The sequence below is a fragment of the Dietzia sp. NPDC055340 genome (assembly GCF_053645335.1).
This window is the reverse complement of the sequence record NZ_JBSHML010000011.1, coordinates 1-22,731: the sequence shown is the minus strand read 5'-3', so window position 1 is coordinate 22,731 and position 22,731 is coordinate 1. Positions and strand designations below refer to the sequence as shown.

The 22,731-nt window shown below is 68.5% G+C and carries 20 protein-coding genes, 1 tRNA gene, 1 rRNA gene and 2 pseudogenes; all 24 read right to left on the bottom strand.

The annotated features are described in order from the left end of the window. Positions 1–48: 48 nt before the first annotated feature. Positions 49–1,155: an ATP-binding protein gene (locus ACWIFB_RS09785; protein ID WP_452098764.1), complete on the bottom strand. Its 1,107-nt coding sequence runs from the start codon at positions 1,153–1,155 to the stop codon at positions 49–51. A 143-nt stretch (positions 1,156–1,298) separates the two neighbouring features. Then, positions 1,299–2,378, bottom strand: coding sequence for a linear amide C-N hydrolase (locus tag ACWIFB_RS09780; protein WP_452098763.1), 1,080 nt, complete (start codon positions 2,376–2,378; stop codon positions 1,299–1,301). Between the two features lie 55 nt (positions 2,379–2,433). Beyond that, the gene (locus ACWIFB_RS09775; protein WP_452098762.1) at positions 2,434–3,135 is read right to left on the bottom strand and encodes a hypothetical protein; all 702 of its coding nucleotides are present in this window, start codon (positions 3,133–3,135) and stop codon (positions 2,434–2,436) included. 152 nt (positions 3,136–3,287) lie between these two features. After that, complete coding sequence (locus ACWIFB_RS09770) at positions 3,288–4,640, bottom strand: glutamate decarboxylase (RefSeq protein ID WP_344994970.1); 1,353 nt, start codon at positions 4,638–4,640, stop codon at positions 3,288–3,290. A gap of 356 nt (positions 4,641–4,996) precedes the next feature. Next, a pseudogene (locus tag ACWIFB_RS09765) lies at positions 4,997–5,125 on the bottom strand (IS30 family transposase); the annotation flags it as partial. Positions 5,126–5,544: 419 nt separating this feature from the next. After that, positions 5,545–5,618 (bottom strand) — tRNA-Pro (locus ACWIFB_RS09760). 69 nt (positions 5,619–5,687) lie between these two features. After that, positions 5,688–7,145: a ribosome biogenesis GTPase Der gene (der, locus tag ACWIFB_RS09755; RefSeq protein WP_452098761.1), complete on the bottom strand. Its 1,458-nt coding sequence runs from the start codon at positions 7,143–7,145 to the stop codon at positions 5,688–5,690. Next, entirely contained in the window at positions 7,142–7,861 is a 720-nt protein-coding gene (gene cmk / locus ACWIFB_RS09750; RefSeq protein ID WP_452098760.1) for a (d)CMP kinase, read from the bottom strand. The genes der and cmk overlap by 4 nt, the downstream gene beginning before the upstream one ends. Continuing rightward, positions 7,858–8,595 (bottom strand): annotated as a pseudogene (locus tag ACWIFB_RS09745) (pseudouridine synthase); the annotation flags it as partial. The pseudogene ACWIFB_RS09745 and the gene cmk, both read right to left, overlap by 4 nt. A 28-nt stretch (positions 8,596–8,623) precedes the next feature. Beyond that, positions 8,624–9,328: an SMC-Scp complex subunit ScpB gene (scpB, locus tag ACWIFB_RS09740; protein ID WP_452098759.1), complete on the bottom strand. Its 705-nt coding sequence runs from the start codon at positions 9,326–9,328 to the stop codon at positions 8,624–8,626. Then, a complete protein-coding gene (locus ACWIFB_RS09735; protein WP_454058144.1) occupies positions 9,319–10,188 on the bottom strand; it encodes a segregation and condensation protein A in 870 nt (289 codons plus the stop codon). The genes scpB and ACWIFB_RS09735 overlap by 10 nt, the downstream gene beginning before the upstream one ends. Continuing rightward, complete coding sequence (locus tag ACWIFB_RS09730; protein ID WP_452099053.1) at positions 10,185–11,060, bottom strand: ParA family protein; 876 nt, start codon at positions 11,058–11,060, stop codon at positions 10,185–10,187. Before ACWIFB_RS09730 ends, ACWIFB_RS09735 begins: the two co-directional genes overlap by 4 nt. Before the next feature lie 74 nt (positions 11,061–11,134). Next, positions 11,135–12,085, bottom strand: a complete 951-nt coding sequence (locus ACWIFB_RS09725) for a site-specific tyrosine recombinase XerD (RefSeq protein ID WP_452098757.1) — start codon at positions 12,083–12,085, stop codon at positions 11,135–11,137. A gap of 14 nt (positions 12,086–12,099) precedes the next feature. Continuing rightward, complete coding sequence (locus ACWIFB_RS09720; protein WP_454058143.1) at positions 12,100–12,669, bottom strand: NUDIX domain-containing protein; 570 nt, start codon at positions 12,667–12,669, stop codon at positions 12,100–12,102. 3 nt (positions 12,670–12,672) lie between these two features. Then, the gene (locus ACWIFB_RS09715) at positions 12,673–14,406 is read right to left on the bottom strand and encodes a CTP synthase (protein WP_454058142.1); all 1,734 of its coding nucleotides are present in this window, start codon (positions 14,404–14,406) and stop codon (positions 12,673–12,675) included. A 76-nt stretch (positions 14,407–14,482) separates the two neighbouring features. After that, positions 14,483–15,415, bottom strand: coding sequence for a copper transporter (locus tag ACWIFB_RS09710; protein ID WP_452098753.1), 933 nt, complete (start codon positions 15,413–15,415; stop codon positions 14,483–14,485). Then, positions 15,412–16,584, bottom strand: coding sequence for a putative cytokinetic ring protein SteA (steA, locus tag ACWIFB_RS09705; RefSeq protein ID WP_452098752.1), 1,173 nt, complete (start codon positions 16,582–16,584; stop codon positions 15,412–15,414). Before steA ends, ACWIFB_RS09710 begins: the two co-directional genes overlap by 4 nt. Before the next feature lie 59 nt (positions 16,585–16,643). Next, on the bottom strand, positions 16,644–18,389 hold the full coding sequence (recN, locus tag ACWIFB_RS09700; protein WP_454058141.1) for a DNA repair protein RecN: 1,746 nt from the start codon (positions 18,387–18,389) through the stop codon (positions 16,644–16,646). Positions 18,390–18,398: 9 nt separating this feature from the next. After that, a complete protein-coding gene (locus tag ACWIFB_RS09695) occupies positions 18,399–19,328 on the bottom strand; it encodes an NAD kinase (protein ID WP_452098750.1) in 930 nt (309 codons plus the stop codon). Then, on the bottom strand, positions 19,325–20,143 hold the full coding sequence (locus tag ACWIFB_RS09690) for a TlyA family RNA methyltransferase (RefSeq protein ID WP_452098749.1): 819 nt from the start codon (positions 20,141–20,143) through the stop codon (positions 19,325–19,327). Before ACWIFB_RS09690 ends, ACWIFB_RS09695 begins: the two co-directional genes overlap by 4 nt. After that, entirely contained in the window at positions 20,143–20,361 is a 219-nt protein-coding gene (locus ACWIFB_RS09685) for a hypothetical protein (RefSeq protein ID WP_452098747.1), read from the bottom strand. Before ACWIFB_RS09685 ends, ACWIFB_RS09690 begins: the two co-directional genes overlap by 1 nt. Before the next feature lie 9 nt (positions 20,362–20,370). Then, positions 20,371–21,369 carry an HAD-IIA family hydrolase gene (locus ACWIFB_RS09680; protein ID WP_454058140.1) on the bottom strand — a complete coding sequence of 333 codons (999 nt, stop codon included), beginning with the start codon at positions 21,367–21,369 and terminating at the stop codon, positions 20,371–20,373. A 7-nt stretch (positions 21,370–21,376) separates the two neighbouring features. Then, entirely contained in the window at positions 21,377–21,994 is a 618-nt protein-coding gene (locus ACWIFB_RS09675; protein WP_454058139.1) for a hypothetical protein, read from the bottom strand. Between the two features lie 646 nt (positions 21,995–22,640). Then, positions 22,641–22,731, bottom strand: a 5S ribosomal RNA gene (gene rrf, locus ACWIFB_RS09670); the annotation flags it as partial.

Below are 22,731 nucleotides of genomic sequence, written 5' to 3'. Positions count from 1 at the left end.
GGCACCTCGATGTCACGGGATACCACAACGGATATAACGAAGGACGAGTCACGCCTGTTCCCCTTCCATCCCGGGAATCGGCACCATCACATCACCTCCGGCTTCCTCTGTCAGACGACGACCCATCTGGATGACGCTCGGCGCGGAGATGAAGCCCCCGGCGAACAGAGCCTGCCCCTGTGGGAAACCGCTCGCCTGCTGGATCAGATCGTCTCCGACGAAGCCGAACACCTCGGCCAGCTCCGTCAGGTCTCGCGGCGAGTTGATCCGCATGAGACCCAGGTTGTCGCACTGGGACAGCACATTGGGGTGGATTTTGCCCGGACGCTGGGTCGACAACAGGAGCCAGAGGCCGAACTTCCGTCCCTCCGCGGCGATCTGGATCAGCTGCCGGGTCAGGGCACGCTCGACGTCGGTCTCGGGCGCGGGTGAACACACGTTGTGCGCCTCGTCGATCACGATGAGGAGCGGTCGCCGCTCCTCCCGTCGCTCCCACAAGTGCTCCAGTACCGCCAACGCCGCGACCTTCGACTCCGAGGGGTGGGGGAACCCGCCCAGGTCCATCACCGTCGCCCGCGGACGCCGGTCGATCTCGTCGATGACAGAACCGGAACCGCGTGACCACAGGCTCCACTCGAGCACCTCGAGGTTCTCCATCCGATACGACAGCCGCACCTCACCGGGGTCGGACGACGTCCGCAGCCGTTCGACCACCGTGTCCTCGTCGAACGCGTCGCGGCGCACGTCGGCACGCAACAGGACGTTGTACTCCTCTGCATCGGCGATCGGATCGAGCTGGAGCAGCGCCGCCTTGGATGACGACGACAGGTCGAGGTAGCGGACCCTCAGCGGCTCCCCTACCCCCGAGGATGAGCGGAAGACCCTGATATCGCGATCCGTCAATCGGGAGGCGTCAGCAGGGTCTGCGTCTACCCTCGGTTCGGACAGCCGGACATAGTCGGCGTTGGGGTCGAAGATCACCATGGGCAGGTCCGTCTCGAGCAACAACTGCTCGAGCACGACGCCCAGCGCGTAGGTTTTTCCGCTACCACTCTGACCACACCAGAAGGTGTGGCGGTTGAAGCGTCTCGCATCCAGCACCGCGTCAGCCCCGGGTTCACCGGCGACCGTGCCGATCGTCAGTTTCGTCGTCATCGGAATCTCCTCGTCACCCGTGGTTTCGCGCTCTGCTGCCGGGGCCGTCACCGTTTCGCGCTGCTACCGAATTCCGACGTCACCGCGGAGACGACCCAGGGGCGCCGGCACGCAATGGCCGGCGCCCCTGCGTCCCAGCTGCATCATTTCCGGGTGCCGACCAGGTTCTGCACGGAGGCTGCCAGCACGGCGAACTCGTCCTGCTTCCGGGCTATGTACTCAAGAGCCCGGACGCCGGTGGCGAGCACCTCAGAGGTGAAGTCGTCCACTTCGTGGAACTCCTCGGACACGTTTCCCGCGAGTCCGCCCTCCAGGGCCATCCGTCCCACGAGGTCGAGCCGGCTACTGCCGGAGCCCTCGCCGAAGTCCATGTCCGCGAGATCCACCCAGACGATGTTGGGGCGGGTCGTCGACTCGAAGACATAGCGCTTGTTGGTCAGATCAAGCACCACCTGCCAGATCGTCTGAGAGGCATCCGGCTTACCCGGCTCCGGGGTGCGGAAAGGCTGGGCTGCGTTGCGGATGATGCTGAACATCGCGGCGATCGCGTCGAGCTGGGTCTCGGGCTGGACCTGGTTCTCGACGTAGAACGACGCCCGCGCGAAACGGTCGCTCGCCAACGTCGAGCCGGGGAGCGGTGCGTCTCCCCCGAGTCCCCGGATCTGCTTTACGAGCTCAAGCTGCTTGTCGAACGTCGGAGAATTGGTCATAACCTTGTGGTCACGACTGTGGTAAATGGTGGGCGTGCCATCGACGTATTCGATGATGGCGGAGTCGCCGGTCGCGTCGTTGATCGCCAGGTGCAGCGTGGGGACGAGGTGTCCCGTGGGGTCGAAGAGCTGGGCGATCCCGACCTCGGTGGACCGGGTCCACTCCACCGCTTCGGCGACCGTCGCGAAGTTGTCCAGGTAGTACTGCAGCCAGACCGACTGGCTGAGCTGCGTTGACGTCGGCTCGGGCTTTCCATAGTCGGACTCCGTCAGCCACAGGATGTGGCCTGCGAACCCTTCCTCGTTCATTCCGTCAGTGGCGATGAGATCAAAGGCGGTGGCCACGAGACTGCCGTACTTCGCGGTCCACGTGAGGTTCCCCTGCACACCGTCATTCCGCTCGACCCCTCGCGGGACCTTCCAGAGGTTGGTCAGCAGGTCCATGTGGAAATCCATATTCCTGCCGACGATGACCGCCCCGTTGGCATCTGGCCACAAAACTCGCGTGCACATGTGAGAGGCACGTCCTTTCTCATGGATCTTGTCTGAAAAACTGTGGGCGCGCGGGTCAGGATGCCGCTGGCGCGGCTTCGGATTCCCGATGGTTCCAGCTGAGCTGGGGTAGCGCGATAGCCGAGGCGGAGAAGAAGCAGATTGCACCGATAAAGGTGCCCCAATTGGCCACCGTCGCGTTCTCGAGCGAGCCGTTCGAGAGGACGAACGCACCTACCGCGGAGACGCCGAAAGCGATACAGCCGACCATGTTGATGTGCGCGGACCACCACCCGGACTGGCCCGGTTCCCACAGGGTGGACCGCTCGCGATAGTAGGCGACGTAAACAAACGCGGCGCTGATGACGAAGGCGACAGAACCGCCGGCGTCCGGATTCCACACCAGTCGCTCATCAGCCTGCACGGTCTGTGCACTCAGAGCCGCACTGGTGCTCACATTGAAGAGGATCGTGCCGACGCTCTGGATGGCTGCGGCCAGCCAGACTGCCCGGAACATCCTCCCCCGCCCGTAGTCGACTTCGGTCGTGGCCGGCCCGCTGAGGATCGTCTGCATGAGTCCTGCGGCGGTGAAGAACCACGCTCCGATGAAGCAGAGCATGTTGGTCAGGTTCGACGAGCCGAGATCCCAGATCGCCACTGCCGCGCCCACCGCGAACAACGTTGATCCGATCATGAAGGACCAGGACTGCTTGGTCAGCGTCGGAACCAGGATCGGGAGCGCTCGGCCGGCGGCAGAGCCAGCTCGGGAACGGGTCATGGAAATGTCCACCATCCAGCGGGTCAGAAGAGTGCAGGGGGTCGGAGACGGAAGTCCGCCCGGGCCGGAAACCTCCGGCCCGGGCGGTTCATCCGCTGAGGGCGCGTCCGTCGCGCCCAGGCCGGGCGCAACGGGCTCGGCCCCGGCTCACGTCAGTGCGTGAAGTTGGTCCGGGGACGCTCGCGTGGGATCGGCGCATCGAGGTTCTCCAGGAAATCGACCTCTTCCTTGATGGCGTCGAGCAGCAGGCCTGCGAGGTCCCGGCTCAGGCCGAGGCGGACGACGATGCGCTGGACGACCATGTCGGAGAGGTTGTCGGGCATCGGGTAAGCGGGCACCTGCCACCCGCGCATCCGCAGACGATCGGCGAGGTCGTACAGGTCCCAGTTCCGGTCACCCGGGTTGAGCTTCCACGCGAAGACGGGGATCGTGTCACCTCGACTGACGAGGGTGAACTGACCCATCTTCCCGATCTCGGAGGACAGGTAGGTCGCGACGTCGATCGATCCCTGCTGGACCGCCCGGTAGCCCTCACGGCCCAGACGCAGGAACTGGTAGTACTGCAAGAGCACCTGCGCACCCGGACGCGAGAAGTTCAGTGCCAGGGTGGGCATGTCGCCACCCAGGTAGCTCACGTGGAAGATCAGACTCTCCGGGCAGACGGCCTTGTTCCGCCACACAACCCAGCCGACGCCGGGGTAGACCAGACCGTACTTGTGGCCCGAGGTGCTGATCGAGTTGACGCGGTCGATCTTGAAGTCCCACTCCAGCTCCGGCTGGCAGAACGGGGCGACCATCGCTCCCGAGGCACCATCGACGTGGATCTTCACATCGAGACCGGTCGAGGCCTGGATCTCGTCCAGCTTTGCGGCGATCTCCTTCACCGGCTCGTAAAGACCGGTGTAGGTCTGGCCGAGGATGGCAACCACACCGATGGTGTTCTCGTCGACGTACTTCTCCAGCTCGAAGCCGTCGAGCACGAGGTGCTCCTCGGTGACCGGCACGTAGCGGGCCTCGACGTCCCAGTAGTTGCAGAACTTCTCCCAGACGACCTGGACGCCGGCCGACAGGATGAGGTTGGGCTTCTCGGTGGATTTACCCTCTGCCTTGCGCTTCTCCTGCCACAGGCGCTTGAGCGCGAGCCCGCCCAGCATGCAGGCCTCGGAGGACCCGACAGTGGAGGTTCCGATGGTGTCCTCGGTGTCCGGGACGTTCCACAGGTCGGCGAGAATTCGCCAGCAACGATCCTCGATGGCCGCCGTGGCCGGGTACTCGTCCTTGTCGATCATGTTCTTGTCGGCGGTCTCGGCATAGATCTTCTGCGCGTTCTCATCCATCCAGGTGGAGACGAACGTCGCGAGATTCAATCGCGAGTTCCCGTCGAGCATGGCCTCATCGTGGACGATCTGATAGGCCGTCTCACCGGACATCATGTCCTCGGGCATCTTGAACTTGGGCAGGGAAGTCGCCTCACCCGGACGTGCGAACACCGGGTTGATCTCCAGCTGCGTAGCGGCTGACTGCGAAGCGGCGTCGCGGTACGTCTCTGACACGTGGGTCCTCACTTCTCTCGGCTATCGGATAGCAGGGCGGACGACGTGAACGGATGGTCGGTCGCTTTCCGGCAAACCTCAATGACCCTCCGGCCCTCTTGCCTCCCAGCTGGCCTAACGGTACCCCAGAAATATAAGCCATCCCTGATGAGCGCACAGACGTATCGGTACTTGCAGACTTGGGCGCCGCTCACACCTCTGCTGGCCGACCACGCCACCTCGAGATCCTGTGGCGCGGATCGGGTTCCATCTGCACCCGGGACACAACGGTCACGTGGGTTCTATAGATCGTCGCAGCGCGATGATCCCTAAACTGAGGCTGTAAGGTCTCGCATCCGCCCGGCGGGTGTGTCTAGGTTCAGGGTCGTGCAGGGTCGGCCGTTGTGCTCCTGGGCTACGTGCTCGAGATCCACAGGGCCGAAGACGCCGAGGTCGGTTCAACCGGCACGGCAGCTCCGCGACGATCCATCGCTCGAGCCCGCAACAAGTGGTACCCGCACCGCTCGGCCATGGACGTACGAGTCATCCCTCTGGGTGGCGTACTCACAGCCCGGCAGCCATCCCGGCCCGATACTCCAACGACGAACTGGCACCGACCGCGCGAGCAACATCCATCGATTCCATTCCCGACGCCAAAGCAGCCCTGATCGCGGCACGCTCATCACCGGTCGAATGCCGCTACGCCGCCGCCACCGGCCAAGTGCGCGAATGCGCCGACGGACACTCCCAAGAAGAGCCCTCAACAGCCACAACGCAACATCTCAAATGCACTCAGGTGTTGCAACGTCCCCAGAATTCGCCTCACGCGCAGGAATGACAAAAAGCCCTGGCGGGAATTCCCACCAGGGCTTTAGTGTCGGGCTGACAGGATTTGAACCTGCGACCCCTTGACCCCCAGTCAAGTGCGCTACCAAGCTGCGCCACAGCCCGTCTCCCGCGGCTCTCACCGCGGCGACTGCAACAGAGTATCGCACCCCCGGTCGCAACTGGAAATCGGGGTCACTTCCGCTGTCGGCGTTCCTTGACCCGCACATTGACGCGCACCGGGGAACCGTCGAACCCGAAGGTCTCCCGCAGCCGTCGCTCGAGGAATCGGCGGTAATTCGCCTCGAGGAACCCGGTCGAGAAGAACACGAACGTGGGCGGCCGGGTGGTCGCCTGGGTGCAGAACCTGATCCTGGGCAGACGCCCACCCCGCATCGGGGGTGGCGTGGCCGCCACGACCTCGTTCATCCACGTGTTGAGCGGTCCGGTCGGGATCCGCTTGTCCCACGACTCCAGGGCCGTCTCCATCGCGGGGACCAACTTGGCCAGTGACCGTCCCGTCTGGGCGGAGATGTTGACGCGATGCGCCCACGTCAGAACCTTGGACAGCTCGCGGTCGATCTCCCGGTCGAGGTCGTAACGCCGGTCCTCGTCGACGAGGTCCCACTTGTTGAACGCGATCACCAATGCGCGCCCGGCGTCGGCGACCATCGAGATGACCCGCAGGTCCTGCTCGGTGATCGGCTCGGAGGCGTCGAGGAGCAACACGACCACCTCGGCCGCCTCGATCGCGCCGCGGGTCCGCAGGGACGCGTAGTACTCGTGCCCGTAGGCCTGATTGACTTTTCGGCGCAGGCCCGCGGTATCCACGAATCGCCAGGTCCGGCCACCGAGGTCGACCAGCGAATCCACCGGGTCCACCGTCGTGCCGGCGACGTTGTCGACCACCGAGCGGTCCTCGCCGGTGAGCTTGTTGAGAAGACTGGACTTGCCCACGTTGGGCTTGCCCACCAGCGCGACGCGTCGGGGGACGTCGGTCACCTCCCGCATCGTCGCCTTGGACGGCAACCCGCTCATGATCGCGTCCAGGAGGTCGCCCGTGCCCCGTCCGTGCGCGGCCGAGAGTGCATACGGCTGGTCCAGGCCCAGCGCCCAGAACTCGGCGGACTCGAGCTCCGCCTTCTCACTGTCGACCTTGTTCACCGCGAGGATCACGGGGGTGTCGGACCGGCGCAACGACTTGGCGACGGTCTCGTCCCCAGAGGTGATCCCCACGGTGCCGTCGCACACCAACACGATGAGGTCGGCGGTCCCCATCGCGATCTCCGCCTGCTGGGCGATCGACCGGTGCATCCCCTTGGCGTCCTGCTCCCAGCCGCCGGTGTCCTGCACCATGAACGCCCGGCCGTTCCACAGCGCCTCATAGGACACGCGGTCCCGGGTCACGCCGGGGACGTCCTCGACGACCGCCTCACGCCGTCCGATGATCCGGTTCACCAGGGTGGACTTTCCGACGTTGGGCCGGCCGACGATCGCGACGGTCGGTAGGATCTCGACGCCTTCGGCCTCCGTCCCGATCTGGTCCGCGTACTCGGCCGCGATCGACTCCCAGTCGGTCTCGTCGCTCCAGCCGTCTTCGACGGTCTCCTCGGCCGGGCCGGTGGGCAGGTCGAAATCCTCGGTGCCGGTCACTGTGCGTTCCCTTCTACGGTGGCGCCCTGCGACGCCTCGGTTCCCTCGGCGAGCGCGACCAGGCGGTCGAGCACCTCCTCGAGGGTGAGGTCTGAGGTGTCGATCACCACGGCGTCGGCCGCCGGCCGAAGCGGGCTCGCCGCGCGCGTGGAGTCCTTGCGGTCGCGCTCGATGACCGCGGCGAGCACCTCGTCGTACTCGGCCGCGCGTCCTGCGGCCCGGTCCTGATCGGTACGCCGCCGGGCCCGCACCTCGGGGCTGGCGGTGAGGTACACCTTCACCTCCGCGTCGGGCAGGACCACAGTCCCGATGTCCCGGCCCTCGAGGACCACGGTGCCGCCGCCGGCCGCGAGACGGCGCTGCAACCTCACGAGATTCTCCCGCACCTGCGCGACTGCGGACACCGCGGAGACGTTCGCGGTGACGGGGGCAGTCCGGATCTCCTCGCTCACGTCCTCGGAATCCAGCAGGATCCGCTCGGCCCCGGCGTCGGTACCGATCTCCAGCGGGAGATCCGCGGTCGCGGCGCTCACCGCCTCGCCGTCCTCGGGGTCGATCCCCTCACGGAGCACGTGCAGGGTCGCCACCCGGTACATCGCGCCGGTATCGAGATAGGCACCACCGACACGCCCGGCGAGGGTACGTGCGAGCGTGGACTTGCCCGTTCCGGCGGGCCCGTCGATCGCGATACGGCGGCTCGGACGTGACGCGCTCACAGCCCCACCGCCGCGTACAGGTCGGAGACCTCTTTACGGTTGAGCTTGCGAAAGCTCCCCGCGCGCTGGTCACCGAGCGCCACCGCGCCGAACCGGGTCCGCACCAGCGCCTCGACCGGGTGCCCCACTTCGGCGAGGATCCGGCGGACGATGTGCTTGCGTCCCTCGTGCAGGACCACCTTGACGAGCGATTTGCCGTCGTGGACGTCGAGTAGTGAGAACTGGTCGACCTTCGCCGGGCCGTCCTCCAGCTCGACACCGTCCCGCAGCTGCTTACCCACTCCCCTGCCCACGACACCGGTCACGGTCGCCATGTAGGTCTTGGACACCTCGTACGACGGGTGCATGAGCCGGTGCGCCAGCTCTCCGTCGTTGGTGACCAGGAGCAGGCCCTCGGTGTCGGCGTCGAGCCGACCCACGTGGAACAGTCGCTGCCCCGCGTCGATGCGGTCCGCGACCAGGTCGCCCACGCAGGGCCGTCCCCGCTCGTCGGACATCGTGGTGTGGTAGCCGCGCGGCTTGTTCAGGGCGAGGTGGACCAGGGTGTCGTCGAGGACGATCCTCGTGCCGTCCACGCGGATCACCGCGGTCGCGGGATCGACCTTGATGCCCATCTCGCGGACGACCCGGCCGTTGACCTCGACCCTTCCCCTCGCGATCAGGTCCTCGGAGGCGCGCCTGGAGGCCACACCTGCCTGGGCGAGGATCTTCTGGAGCCGGACCGGTGCGCCTTCTCGGCCAGCGGATTCAGTCATGGGGATGTCACATCTCTTCGTGGTCGGGTTCGGTTTCGGGTGCGGTCGCCGACGTCCGGCGCCGCCCCACGGGGATCCGCGGATCCTCCGCGGGATCGTCACTCATCTCATCGACCAGGTCGACGTCCGGTAGCAACGGGGCGATGTCCGGAAGCTCATCGAGCGACACGAGGCCCAATCTTTCCAGAAATAGCTCCGTGGTCCTATACAGGATGCCCCCGGTATCGGCGTCAGTGCCGCATTCCACGGCCAATCCGCGCGCGACGAGGGTCCGCATCACGCCGTCGACGTTGACGCCGCGCACCGCCGCGATGCGTGAACGCGTGACCGGCTGGCGGTAGGCGATCACCGCGAGGGTCTCGAGCGCCGCGCGGGTGAGCGTGGACCGCGTGCCGTCCGTCAGGAGCCGCTCTACATACGGGGCGAGCTCGCGACGGGTGTAGAGGCGCCACCCCTCGCCCGTGCGTCGCAGATCCATCCCGCTGCCCGTCGCCGTCAGTTCATCGCGCCAGGCCCGCAGGGCGGCGTCCACCTCACCGACCGATGCACCGGCGGCCGAGGCCAGTGCCGACTCCGGCGTGGGTTGGTCCACCACCAGCAGCAGCGCCTCCAGTCGAGCGCGCAGGGGCGGAGCATCGGGATCCGGGTCCGCCGCCAGGCCCGTGTCCGTGCCGGGGGCTCCGGCGTTGTCGTCGTCGTCACTCACGTCCACTCGTCCCTTCCCCGCGTCACCTCGTCGGCCTCCTCGCCCGTCCAACTCACCAGGAGGTCGCCCAGCGCCTCGTCCTGGGCGAGCGCGACCGCGCGCGCCCTGTACAACTCCAACAGCGCCAGAAAGCGTGCGACGACGACGAGGGATTCCTCACACCCGGAGACGAGTTCACGGAAGTCCACCCACTCCCCGTGCCCCCGGAACCGCAACAGTTCCAGGACCCGGCCCGCCTGTTCCGGCACCGACACTGCGGGCGCATGGACGTGCGCCACACCCACCTCGTCGACCGGGCGCGGCCGAAACGCCACCGCAGCGATGGTGGCGAGCTGGGTTGCATCCACCCCCAGCTCGACCTCAGGCAGCAGGCCCAGGAACTCCTCGTCCGGGCCCGCGGTCCGCGGGTACGCGCGGCGCGCGGTGCGATCGAGTTCGGCGAACAGTTCGGCGACCCGCCGGAACGCCCGGAACTGCAGTAGCCGGGCGAACAACAGATCGCGGGCCTGCAGTAGTGCCAGGTCCTCCGGGTCCTGGACCTCACCCGAGGGCACCAGGCGCGCGGTCTTGAGATCGAGCAGCGTCGCGGCCACCACGAGGAACTCGGTGACCTCCTCGAGTCCGGCCTCCGCCCCCAGCTGCCGCGTGTGGGCGATGAACTCGTCGGTGACGGCGTGGAGCGCCACCTCGGTCACGTCGAGGCGGCGGGAATCGATCAGCTTGAGGAGCAGGTCGAACGGGCCCGTGAAGTTGGTCAGGTGAACGGTGAAAGCGCGGGCGACCGCCTCCTCCGGAGCGATCGCCTCGTCGACCGTCGGTGTCCCCTCCCCCTGAGGGGCCTGTACGTCGGACACCGGGCCGCTCATCTACCGCGCTGGATGACCTCGCGGGCCAGCGCCCGGTACGCTTGGGCGCCGCCCGAACGCGGCGCCCACGTCGTGATGGGCTCGCCGGCCACGGTCGTCTCCGGGAACCGGACGGTCCGGGTGACCAGGGTGTCGAAGACCTTGTCGCCGAACACCTCGACCACCCGACCCAGCACATCGCGCGCGTGGACGGTGCGGCGGTCGAACATGGTGATGAGGATGCCCGTCAGGTGCAGGCGCGGGTTGATCCGATCGCGCACCTTGTCGATCGTGTCGGTGAGCAGTGCCAGACCACGCAGCGAGAAGTACTCGCACTCCATGGGGATGAGCACGCCGTCGGAGCAGGCCAGCGCGTTGACCGTGAGCAGTCCGAGCGAGGGCTGGCAGTCGACCAGCACATAGTCGTAGCGGTCCAGCACCGGGTACAGCGCCCGACCCAAGGCCTGCTCGCGCCCGACCTCGTTGACCAGCTGGATCTCGGCCGCCGACAGGTCGATGTTGGCCGGGATGAGGTCCACGCCCTCGACCCGAGTGCGCACCAGCACCTCCTCCGTGGAGACGCTGTGGTCGACCAGCAGGTTGTAGACGGTCAACTCGAGTTCGTGGTGCCGGATCCCCAGCCCCGCGGAGAGCGCGCCCTGCGGGTCGAGGTCCACCACGAGCACCCGACGCCCGTACTCGGCGAGCGCGGCCGCGAGGTTGATGGTGCTGGTGGTCTTGCCGACGCCGCCCTTCTGGTTGCACATCGACAGGACGATCGCCGGGCCGTGCGTGGTGAGCGGCTCGGGGTCGGGGATCGCGGAGAAACCCTCACCTGCTGCCGGGTCGTCGGCTCCCAACAGTTCCGCGCGGGAGAACAGTGCGGGGTCCATCGCCCCAGTGTTCTGCGCCACCCGCGTCTCCTCTCGTCGCCCTCACCCGCACCCGGGCCGTATCCCCGGCCACGTTACCGTGCCCGCGGGTGACACTCGGCCCAGACCTCGCGCAGCGTGTCGACGGTGACGAGCGTGTACACCTGGGTCGTGGTGACCGACGAGTGTCCGAGGAGCTCCTGGACCACCCGGATGTCCGCGCCGCCGTCGAGAAGATGGGTGGCGAACGAGTGCCGGAAAGAGTGCGGCGAGACATCGGTTGCCAAGCCCGCGCGTCGCGCCGCAGCGGACACGACGTTCCACAGTGTCTGTCGGGAGAGACGGCCGCCGCGGGTGTTGAGGAACAGGGCGGCTCCGCCCTTCACCGCCAGTGCGGGCCTGGCCCGCACGAGGTAGGCGTTCACCGCCTCGCACGCCGGCCGCCCCAGGGGCACGATGCGTTCCTTACCGCCTTTTCCGCGCAGGATCACCGCACCCCCCTCGGGCCGGTCGAGTCCGTCGAGGTCATCGACGTCCAGTCCGATCAGCTCGGCGGCGCGTGCCCCGGAGGCGTAGAGCAACTCGAGCATGGCGCGGTCACGAAGGCGGGCGGGCTCGGTATCGGTCTCCGTCCCGCCGGCGGCCTCGATCATCGCGATCATCCGGTCCACCGGTACGGCCTTGGGGAGCCTGCGGGGCGGGCTGGGGGGTGTGACCGCCGCAGCCGCGTCGACGGGGGTCGCCCCGTCCCGTGTCGAGAAACGGTGCAGGCCCCTCACCGCCGCGAGTGCCCGCGCGACCGAGCTGGGCGCGAGTGCTCGACGGCCGGCCTCGGGGTCCGCGGTGGACAGGGCGGTGCGGAAGTCCTCGACGTGGGACTCGCTCACCGCCCCGAGGTCCGTCACCCCCGCCGCGTCGAGGTGCCGCCGGTACCGGTCGAGGTCGCGCCTATAGGCGGCGAGGGTGTGGGTCGAGGCCCCCCGTTCGACGACGAGGTGATCGAGATACCCGCGGATCTGCGACTCCACGGTCACCGTCTCGACCATGCTCTGACGAGCCGTCAGGCCCGGTCGAGCAGCGTCCGGGCCGCGAGGATGCCCGCCACGGCGATGCCGTTGACGATCCGACCGTCCAGGACCGCGTCGACGGCGTCTGCCAGCGGCATGCGCGTGACCTCCATGTCCGCCTCCTCGTGCCGGGCCTCCGGCCGACCGACGTCACGTAGGCCGGTGGCCAGGTAGACGTGGACACGTTCGGTGCTGAAACCCGGGGACGGGACGATTTCCACGACCGACCGCCAGTCGTCGGCCTCGACCCCGGCCTCCTCGACGAGTTCGCGCCGCGCGGTCTCCACCGGCGGCTCGCCCTCGACATCGCACAGGCCTGCGGGCAGCTCCCACAGGCGTTCTCCCACGGCGTGGCGGTACTGGCGGACCAGGACGATCCGCCCCTCGGAGTCCAGCGCGACTACGGCCACCGCGTCGTCATGGCCACAGATCTCCCGGTCCGCGGTGCCCCCGCCCGGCATGGTCAGGGTGTCGACGCGCAGGCGGACGACGCGGCCGTCGAAGATCTCGCGACTCGCCACAGTCCGGTAGTCATGCGAACCGGGAGTACCTGGATCCGACATGGCTCAGCCGTCGTCGTCCGCCACGGCGGTCTCGCCCTGCTGACCCTCGCGCCACGGCTCGACGGGCAGACGCATCTCGTTCTCGTAGTCCAACGCAGCCTTGATGAACGCCGCGAACAGCGGGTGCGGACGGGTGGGCCGGGACTTGTACTCCGGGTGGGCCTGCGTGGCCACGAAGAACGGGTGCTGGTCACGCGGGTACTCGACGAACTCGACCAGGTGGCCGTCCGGGGACGTGCCGGAGAACTGCAGACCCGACTCGGAGACCTTGTCGCGGTAGGCGTTGTTGACCTCGAAGCGGTGACGGTGGCGCTCGGAGATCTCCGTGGCACCGTAGGCCTCCGCCACGAGGGAGCCCTTGCCGAGAACGGCCGGGTAGGCGCCCAGTCGCATCGTGCCGCCCAGGTCCGCGTTGCCGGACACCGCGTCGACCTGATCGGCCATCGTCGAGATCACCGGGTGCTGGGTGTCCGGCTCGAACTCGGTGGACGAGGCATCTTCGAGCCCGACCGAGCGGGCGGCCTCGATGACCGAGCACTGCAGGCCCAGGCACAGCCCGAGCAACGGGATGCGGTTCTTGCGCGACCACGAGATGGCGCCGAGCTTGCCCTCGATGCCACGGATACCGAACCCGCCGGGGATCAGCATGCCGTCGACGCCCCGCAGTGCCTCCCGCGCGCCCGCCTCGGTCGCGCAGACGTCGGACTCGACCCACCGGATGTTGACCCGGGCGTGGTGGGCGAAGCCACCCGCACGCAGGGCCTCGGTGACCGAGAGGTAGGCATCCGGCAGGTCGATGTACTTGCCGACAAGAGCGATCTCGACCTCTTCGCGCGGCTCGTGCACGCGCGCGAGCAGGTCGCCCCAGACGGTCCAGTCCACGTCGCGGAACGGCAGGTTGAGCTTGCGGATCACGTGGGTGTCCAGGTGCTCGGAGAACAGCACCTTGGGGATGTCGTAGATGCTCGGCGCGTCAGGGGTGGAGACCACACCCTCCAGGTCGACGTCGCACATGAGCGCGATCTTGGCTTTGAGCGCGTCGGGGACGTCACGATCGCATCGCAGCACCAGCCCGTCCGGCACGATGCCGATCGAGCGCAAGGCTGCCACCGAGTGCTGGGTGGGCTTGGTCTTGAGCTCACCGGACGGCGCGAGGTACGGCACCAGGGAGACGTGGAGGAAGAAGATGTTCTCGCGGCCGACCGAGTGGCGCACCTGCCGGCATGCCTCGAGGAACGGCTGCGACTCGATGTCGCCGACGGTCCCACCGACCTCGGTGATCACCACGTCCGGGGTCCGGCCCTCGGCGTCGGGGGCGCCCATCGCGATGATGCGCTCCTTGATGGCATCCGTGATGTGCGGGATCACCTGCACGGTGTCGCCGAGATACTCGCCGCGACGCTCCTTGGCGATGACCGCCGAGTACACCTGACCGGTGGTCACGTTGGCATTGGCGCTCAGATCCCGATCGAGGAACCGCTCGTAGTGTCCGAGGTCGAGGTCCGCCTCCGCGCCGTCCTCGGTGACGAACACCTCACCATGCTGGAACGGGTTCATCGTACCGGGATCGACATTGATGTACGGGTCGAGCTTCTGCATGGTCACCCGGAGCCCGCGGGCGGTGAGCAACTGCCCCAGACTCGAGGCGGTGAGCCCCTTGCCCAGCGACGACGCCACGCCACCGGTGACGAAAATATGCTTGGTCGCGGACCGCGATCCGGCTCGGTTCAGTGCCAAGGGGACTCCCGTGTCAAGACTCCGGAATGGATGAAAGCTGGTGCGGCTCCGGTGCACCCCACGGGGCTTCAGGCTATCACCGAGTCTGCGTCGGGGGGAGCGACGGCGCCGCAGCGGTCGCATCGTGTCGCAGGCCATAGTCACCCTGCCCGCGCTCGAGCTGTTCCGCCAGCGCCAGGACCGTGGCCAGGCGCCCGGCCGCGGTACCCGCGTTGTCCACGGTCGACGCGTCCTCCTGCCCCGAGGACCGGAGTACCAGGACGGCGTCCTGACCCGCCCCGGCACCGATCGCGCTCGCCACGACCACGCCTGCGCCCTCGCTGTCGAGCGTCCGGGCCAGGGAGGCGGTCCGCACAGCAGCCGCCTCGTCGCCCCCGGGCCCTGTCACGAGCACGGCCAGCTGGCCGGGACGGATGGTCCCCGGCTCGTAGGCGATCATCTCCGCGTCGGCCAACGTGGTGAGCACTGTCGCCCGGTCCTCGTCGTCGAGGTGCGGCTCGGCGTCCTCGCCGCGCAGAAGGCCGGCCCGCCCGAGAGCCGTACCCAGTTGGGCTCCCATGTCGGCGTCCCCGGCGGGTGCGTCCCCGATGGGGAGATTGGCCACGAGGGCCGCCAACTCGGAGTCGGCCTCCGGGTCGACAGCCCGGTCCGTCAGTCGGATCCGGCCGGCATCTATCCCACCCGCCAGGGAGATCGCCTCGGTGACCGCGTCGACGTCCTCGGCCGAAGCACCGGGGGCCACCACGACGAGCACAGGCCGGTCCGCGAGTCGACCGTCGACCACAGCGGGGGTGAGATCGCCGGCCAGGGCGCCGAGTCGATCGTTCGCCAGTCGGCTCTGGTCCAGTTCCCGCTGGGCGGCCTCGAGCTGCCCGGCGGTCGTCTCCTCCTTGTCGACCACCGCGTCCCGGATGGACGTCGCCACGGACGTCGATCCGAGTACCACCCCCACCGCGAGCGCGAGAAAGACCGCGACCAGGGTGAGGACGTGGCGACGCAGGGAGATCACCGGATGAGCCCCTGGACCCACAGCGCGAAGGAGTTCCAGCTCTCGACAGCCCAGACGAGCAGGTCCTGCGCGGAATCGCGCATGAGCACCACCACCGCGACGGCGACGAGAGCGGCCAGCACGACCAGCGCCAGGCCGATCCCGGCACCACGCGAGCGGTAGAGGGTCGCGCAGGCCTCGGCATGGACAAGGCGGGACGCCACGGTGGTGTCCACCATGGTCGACGACGGGGACGACGACGCGCCGAAGGCGTTCTCGAGCCCCCGGGCCTCGCCGGTGGCGACGATCATCTCGGCGCCGCCGTGGTAGGCGAGCAGCAGCGCCATGTCGCGGGCGGTCGCCGCGGCGGGAAAGGTCGTCGCACCGATCCCCAGCTCGGAGATGCGCTCCAGGCCCTCCGCGCGACCGTCGCGATCCGCGGGCACCACGAGGACGGCGCCGTCGGTGAGAACCTCGTCGGAGACCGCGGTGGGGGTGGCGACGACGAGATCGGCGGTCAGCTTCGCTGCGCGCAGCAACTCGGCGCCGCCGTCGACACCCACCAGGACGGGCCGGTACTCGCGGATGAACGGTTTGAGGTCCGCCAATTGATCCTTCGAGGCCTCCGAGCCGGTCACCACCACCACGTGACGGTCGACGAAGTCCACGTCGATCTCCGGTAGCCCCTCCCCGTCCAGGAGGAGCTGGTGCTCGATGCTCAGGAACTCGGTGGAATTGGCCAGGTGAGCCAGCGCGGATTCGACGTAGGAGCTCTCTGCCGCGTCGACCTCGGCGAGCAGATCGGTCGAGCCGGCCTCGCGTCCGGTGGCCAGTTCCTCGTCGGTCTTGACCGCGTAGACCACGCCCTCGTCGATGCGGACACGGGTGCCGTCCGCCACCTCGGACAGGTCCGCGTCCTCGATCACCGGCACCGTGGATCCGGCGAGGATGCGGAATGCCGCGCGCGGCAACATCTCCTCTCCCGGACGAGCGACGTGGACGACCGCGGCCACCTCGGCGTCGACCAGCGCCCGGGCGGTCGCAGCGGACGTGCGGTTGAGGTCCAGCACGACGACGTCCTTGCCGCCGAGCCTCTTCGGAGCCGGTGCCCCCGCGGGGACCTGGCGGACAGCACCGACGACACCGGCGAGATCATTGGAACGACGGTTGAGCAGACCCGACATCTTCATGTGCACGAGTATCACGCGTGTGATTCCTGTGAACAGGGAGGTCGACCCGGCGTGTCGGCTTAACGGTCGACCAGAGCTTGAGACTTCTGGTTCTGGGCGGTCTCCAGCAGCTCGCGGGCGTGGGCGAGCCCGGTGTCCGTGTCCTCCATGCCGGCCAGCATCCGTGCCAGCTCGGTGACCCGGTCGGTATCGGCGACCGCACGGACGCCCGAGACCACGGTGTCGCCCGCGTCCGCGTCGGAGTCTTTGTGCACGACCAGGTGGGTGTCCGCGTAGGCGGCCACCTGTGCGAGGTGCGTGACAGCGATGACCTGATGGGTTCGGGCGAGCCTGGCCAGACGCTTACCGATACTCAGCGCCGCTCGTCCGCCGACCCCCGCGTCGACCTCGTCGAACACCAGGGTCCCTCCCCCGGAGCGCTCGGCGAGCACCACCTCGAGGGCGAGCATGACGCGAGAGAGTTCGCCTCCGGACGCCCCCTTGCCCAGCGGCACCGCGCCCGAGGGGCCGTCCAGCTCGAGGACGACATCGTCGAGACCGGACTCGGTCGCCCCTTCCAGGCCGTCCCCTGAAGGGGTGACCCGGACCGTGAGCCGCGCTCCGCCCATCGACAGGTCCGCCAGTTCGGCGGAGACGCGGTCCGCGAGGTCCGCGCCCGCTGCACGCCGCACGTCCGTCAGCGCTGCGCCCCGGTCGGCCAGCTCGGCGGCCAGCCGCGCGACGGTGGCCTCGAGCTCGGCGACCGCGGAGTCCGAGGTGTCGACCTCGGCCAACCGGACCCTGGCCTTCTCGGCCCAGTCCATCACGTCGTCGACATCGGTGCCGTACTTGCGGGTCAATGCCCGCAGATCGTGCCGGCGCTCGAGCGCCGAGTCGAGATCCGCCGCATCGACCGGGAGTTCAGCGAGGTAGAGGCCGAGTTCGGTGGCTGCGTCGCCGAGGGCCGCCACGGCCTGGCCGATGCTGGTGGCGATGGGATCAAGCGCCGGGTCGTCAGCGCCCGACAGCCGCTGACGGAGCTGATCGAGGACCCCGACCATCGGCTCCGCGGTCTCGCCGTCGCCGGCGAGGGCCTCGTGTGCCCGGCCGGCGATCTCCCGCAATTCCTCCGAATCGGTGAGCCGACGGATGAGCGCGTCGAGTTCGGCGCCCTCGCCCGACTGCGGGGCCAACGCGTCGATCTCCTCGAGCCCCATCCGCAACAGATCCGCCTCGCGCGCGAGCTCGCGGGCTCTGCCCGTGCGTTCGGCCAGCGACGCCTCGGCCCGGCGCCAGCGGCGGAAGGTCTCGCGATAGGCCTCGAGGGCAGCCCTGGCCGCGTCCCCGCCATGGGTGTCGACGGCATCACGCTGATGATCCGCCCGCAGCAGGCGAAGCTGGTCATTCTGTCCGTGAACCGCGAGCAGCGGGGCACAGAAGCGTCCCAGGGTCCCGGCGGGAACCGATCGGCCCCCGAGCCGGGCGCGCGAGCGACCGTCAGCACCTACGCGCCGCACGGCGATGACGCTGCCGTCCTCATCGAACTCGGCATCCGAGTCCTCGAGCAGTCCGTCGAGTTCCCGCCGATCGGATTCGTCCATCGTGGAAGCCGCCGTGAGGTCGAACCGGCCTTCAACGAGCGCCTTGTCCGCACCACGGCGTACGCGGCCGGGGTCGGCGCGGCCGCCAGCCAGCAGCCTCAGGCCCGTGACCACCATCGTCTTTCCCGCCCCGGTCTCCCCGGTGAGAACCGACAGGCCGGGCGAGAAGTCGGCGACGGCCTCGTCGATGACGCCGAGGCCGCTAATCCGGAGTTCCGTGAGCACGCACCCACCCTAGGCGAGGGGACGGACACCTGACCGCCCGCGCCACCCTGTGACGGGAAGCTCGAACTTCGTCACCAGCCGGTCGGTGAACGGTGAGTCGTCCAGTCGGACCCACTTGACCGGCCGCCGACCTCGGATTACCTCGACCCGGCTACCCGCCGGCGCGTCGATCGTCCGGCGCCCGTCGAGCACCACCGCCGAAGAACCGGACCGCACGCCGGTCTCGACCGCGACCCGCGAGGTGGGAGCGACCACCATCGGGCGGGCGAACAGCGCGTGGGCATTGTTCGGGACGACGAGGATCGCGTCGAGTTCGGGCCACACGATGGGACCGCCGGCGGAGAACGCGTACGCCGTGGAGCCGGTCGGCGTGGAGACGAGCATGCCGTCGCATCCGTAGTCGCTCACCGGCCGGCCGTCGATCTCCACCGATGCCTCGAGCACCCCCTGACGGGAGGTCTTCTCGATGCTGACCTCGTTGAGCGCCCAGTCCCGACCGAGTACCTCGTCGCCGTGGATAACGGTCGCCTCCACGGTCATCCGCTCGACCACCCGGTAGTCGCGGGCGGCGATCTGCTCGACCACACCGCTGAGGGATTCGACCTCTGACTCGGCGAGGAAGCCGATGTGCCCGAGGTTCACCCCGAGCACCGGCACGTCTGCCGCGTTGGCGTACTGGCAGGCCCGGAGGAAGGTCCCGTCACCCCCGAGCACCAGGACGAGTTCACACCCGTCCGCAGCGTCCGGCGTGTCCGGAACCGTCTCCACGCCGATACCGGTGGCCACATGAGCACTGGTGTCCTCCAGCATCCGCACGGCGATCCCGTGTCCCGCACACGCCTCGACGACCTGCGCCACGGTCGCCACGATGTCCGGGCGGCCGAAGTTTGGCTCGAGCAGGATCCGACGACCCTGGCCTGACGGCTCCGATGTGCTCATCTGGGCCCCTCCTCTACAGCCTTACGGATCGCGGCCACCGCGGAGTCACCACATTCCACGGTCTGTCCGGCGTCGACCTTACGCAAGTGCAGGAAGTACTCGACGTTGCCCGACGGGCCGGGCAGGGGACTCGCAACGCAGTCCATCGCCTCGAGCCCGTTCTCCGCAGCGACTCTGGCGACCTCGGTCACCGCCTCGATCCGCAGCGCCGGATCGCGGACGACTCCTCCCTGCCCGACCCTGTCGCGTCCTACCTCGAACTGGGGCTTGACCATGGGCAGCAGGACTCCTTCCGGGCGCACGCAGCGGGCCAACGCCGGCAGGACCAGCGCCAGAGAGATGAACGAGAGATCCGAGACCACGAGGTCGACCTGTCCCCCGATGTCCTCGGGGGTGAGCGATCGAACGTTTGTCTTGTCGTGGACACCGACGCGCTCGTCGCTCCTCAGTCTCCACACCAACTGGCCGTACCCGACGTCCACGGCCTCGACACGGCCGGCCCCACGACTGAGCAACACGTCGGTGAACCCACCGGTCGACGCTCCCGCATCCAGGCAGCGGGCCCCGTCGACGACGACGTCGAAGGCGTCTAGGGCGCCGAGCAGTTTGTGGGCGCCGCGCGAGGCCCAGTCGGGTTCGTCGGAGGCGGTCAGCGCGATGGAGGTGGTGGGCTCCACCTGGGTCGCCGGCTTGCTCGCCGCCACACCATTGACGATCACCCGGCCGGCGGCGATCAGATCCCTTGCCCGTTCCCGGCTGTCGCACATCTTTCGGCGGACCAACTCGGCGTCGAGTCGCATACGGCGTGCGGCCATCAGCGTTGGGAGTCCAGTGCCGAGAGCGCGTCGGACAGCAACTCGTGCGCCGCATCGAGTGCCGCCACCTGGTCGTCTCGAACGGCGCCGATCTCCTCACCGCCGCTCTGGCCGGCCAGCCCTGCGGACTCAACGAGGAGGTCGTCGAATGCCACGCGGAGCGCGTCGATGTCGGGCCCCGAGGGCCCGGGTCGAGGGTGCGGTGCGGGAGAGCTCACGACTCCACGCTAGCCGACGACGAAACCCGCATCCGTCAACCGGGACGTGATGCCCGGGGTATCGCCGTCCACACGGTCGACATCCTGCGCCCAGGCCATCCGGATCACGGAACGGGCGAGCGGCACATCCCCGAGGTGATCGGGCACCGAGTCCACATGGAGGACCCCATCCCGGGCGGACACGCCGATCTCGGCTGCGGAGGCGATCAGGAAGTCCTCGCCCTCCACGTTCACCGCGGTCAGATCCCGGGCGAGATGGGTAGCCCGACGAGCCGGCGGCGCCGACAGCAGGTCCGTGGCACCGTGGACTCCGGTCAGGACCATCAGCGACGGCATACCCGCTGCGACGGCACCTTCGATATCGGTGTCGAGACGGTCACCGATGACAAGCGGACGCGTCGAGCCGGCTAGGTCGGCGGCGGCGCGGAGCACCCCGGCCGCGGGCTTACCCGCCACCAGAGGCTTGCGGTCGGTCGCCGTCTCCATCGCGGCGACGAGCGAACCGTTACCCGGCAACAGTCCCCGTTCGGTCGGCAGGGTCGCATCGGTATTGGAGGCCACCCACGGGACCCCCGTGCGGATCGCGAGGCAGCCTTCGGCGAGCTCACCCCAGGTCAGTTCCCTGGAAAGTCCCTGAAGCACGGCGTCGGGATTGTCATCCGCAGACAGGACCACCTCGAAACCCGCCTGTCGCGCGAGGTCCCGGAAGCTGTCGTGGCCCACGACGAGCACCTTGGAACCGGCAGGCACCTGAGCCGCGACCATGACGACCGCGGCCTGCGCGCTGGTCATGACCTCGTCCGCCCCGGCCGCGAAGCCGAGGTCCCGCAGGTGAGCGGCAGTATCCGCCGGGGCGCGGCTCGCGTTGTTCGTCACGTAGACGACGGGAATGCCGGACTGCTCGAGACCTTCCGCCACACCCGGAATGGGCTCACTCCCCCGGAACAGGGTGCCGTCGAGGTCGACGAGAAGAGCATCGTGAAGTCTGGACAGGCTGGACGTACTCACCGCCGAATCAGTCCCCCAGCTCTGCGAGTCGCGCCTCGGCGTCGGTGTTCTGCTCCGGGTCCGCCGCCACCGCGTACCCGAACCACTCCGCGGCCTCGGACTTGCGACCCGCGGCGAGCAGCACCTCGGCGTAGGCGTAGTCGAGACGCGCGGCGGACTCACCCTGCGCCTCCGCCGACACTCCGGCGTCCTGCAGCGTCACCAGGGCCGCATCGAGCTGCTCCATGTCCACGCGGGCCCCGGCCTCCACGATGCGGAGCTCCACGAGATCCTCGCCCTCGAGCATGCGCGACTCCTCACCGCGGGCGATCTCGATAGCCCGCTGAGGTCGCTCGAGACCACGTTCGCAGTCCGCCATCATGGCCAGCAGTCCGGGGCCGCCCGAGATTCGTCGAGCGGCACGCAGCTCCCCGAGAGCCTCAGCCCACTCCGCAGCGCGATACGCCAGTACGCCCAGCGTCTCCCGCACGACGCCGATGCGGCCGGCACGGTTCTTGGCAGCTCGACCGTGGGCCAGAGCCAGCGTGGGGTCCTCGTCGACGAAGAACATCGCCGCGACGAGATGCTTCGCCACGATCTCGGCATTGGCCTTGTCCAGGCTTCGGAGATCCCGTCGGATCTCCATGTCCAGATCCGCGGCCTCGATGTCCTCGGGAAGCGCAGGCTCGTCAGCTCGGGCCGCGGCCCGTGCATCTTGGCCGGGACGCCCCGCCCCGGAGCGATCCGAACCATATCGGCGATCAGAACCCTCGCGCCGGTCTCCGGCGTGCCGACGGTCGCCCTCGGAGCGGACGCCGCCACTCCGCGTCCGCGACCCGCCCCGGTGGTCGTTCGGCCGGGAAGCACGACGGGGGCCGCCCCCGTCACGACGAGGACCGTCCTCCCGGCGGGCGCCCGCGGCACGACGGTCGCCGCCGCCCCGGTGATCATCGCTGGCGCGTGAGCCGGAATGTTCACCGTCCGACGGCCGGCCGCGACGCGCTCCGCCATCGCCGGCGCCGCGGTCGGTGCCGTCGTACCGATTGCCGCGACGTTCACCGTAGGAGCTGTTGTCCCGTCGACCGGAGGTCTCGGCCCGGTCACCACGACGGGGTACGTCGCGGTCACCGCGGCTGGGCGACTGGTCTGCGCTGTCTGACCGGGGTTCGTTCACGTCGTTCACCTTACGTCCGCCGGGGTGCCGGCTCGGGTTCGGGTTTACAGATAGACATTCATGACAAATAGAAACAGCGGGAGGGACGTGGTGTCCCTCCCGCTGTCTATCAAATTGTGTTCGGCGGTGACCTACTCTCCCACACCCTCGCGAGTGCAGTACCATCGGCGCTGGCAGGCTTAGCTTCCGGGTTCGGAATGGGACCGGGC

What these genes read in the sequence shown, in the direction of transcription:
- ACWIFB_RS09785 (WP_452098764.1), bottom strand. Translation starts at nt 1,155, where the DNA reads ATGACGACGAAACTGACGATCGGCACGGTCGCCGGTGAACCCGGGGCT.
- steA (WP_452098752.1), bottom strand. Translation starts at nt 16,584, where the DNA reads ATGAAGATGTCGGGTCTGCTCAACCGTCGTTCCAATGATCTCGCCGGT.
- ACWIFB_RS09695 (WP_452098750.1), bottom strand. Translation starts at nt 19,328, where the DNA reads ATGAGCACATCGGAGCCGTCAGGCCAGGGTCGTCGGATCCTGCTCGAG.
- ACWIFB_RS09775 (WP_452098762.1), bottom strand. Translation starts at nt 3,135, where the DNA reads ATGACCCGTTCCCGAGCTGGCTCTGCCGCCGGCCGAGCGCTCCCGATC.
- ACWIFB_RS09690 (WP_452098749.1), bottom strand. Translation starts at nt 20,143, where the DNA reads ATGGCCGCACGCCGTATGCGACTCGACGCCGAGTTGGTCCGCCGAAAG.
- ACWIFB_RS09725 (WP_452098757.1), bottom strand. Translation starts at nt 12,085, where the DNA reads ATGGTCGAGACGGTGACCGTGGAGTCGCAGATCCGCGGGTATCTCGAT.
- ACWIFB_RS09735 (WP_454058144.1), bottom strand. Translation starts at nt 10,188, where the DNA reads ATGAGCGGCCCGGTGTCCGACGTACAGGCCCCTCAGGGGGAGGGGACA.
- ACWIFB_RS09675 (WP_454058139.1), bottom strand. Translation starts at nt 21,994, where the DNA reads ATGGAGATCCGACGGGATCTCCGAAGCCTGGACAAGGCCAATGCCGAG.
- ACWIFB_RS09720 (WP_454058143.1), bottom strand. Translation starts at nt 12,669, where the DNA reads ATGTCGGATCCAGGTACTCCCGGTTCGCATGACTACCGGACTGTGGCG.
- ACWIFB_RS09780 (WP_452098763.1), bottom strand. Translation starts at nt 2,378, where the DNA reads ATGTGCACGCGAGTTTTGTGGCCAGATGCCAACGGGGCGGTCATCGTC.
- ACWIFB_RS09730 (WP_452099053.1), bottom strand. Translation starts at nt 11,060, where the DNA reads ATGGACCCCGCACTGTTCTCCCGCGCGGAACTGTTGGGAGCCGACGAC.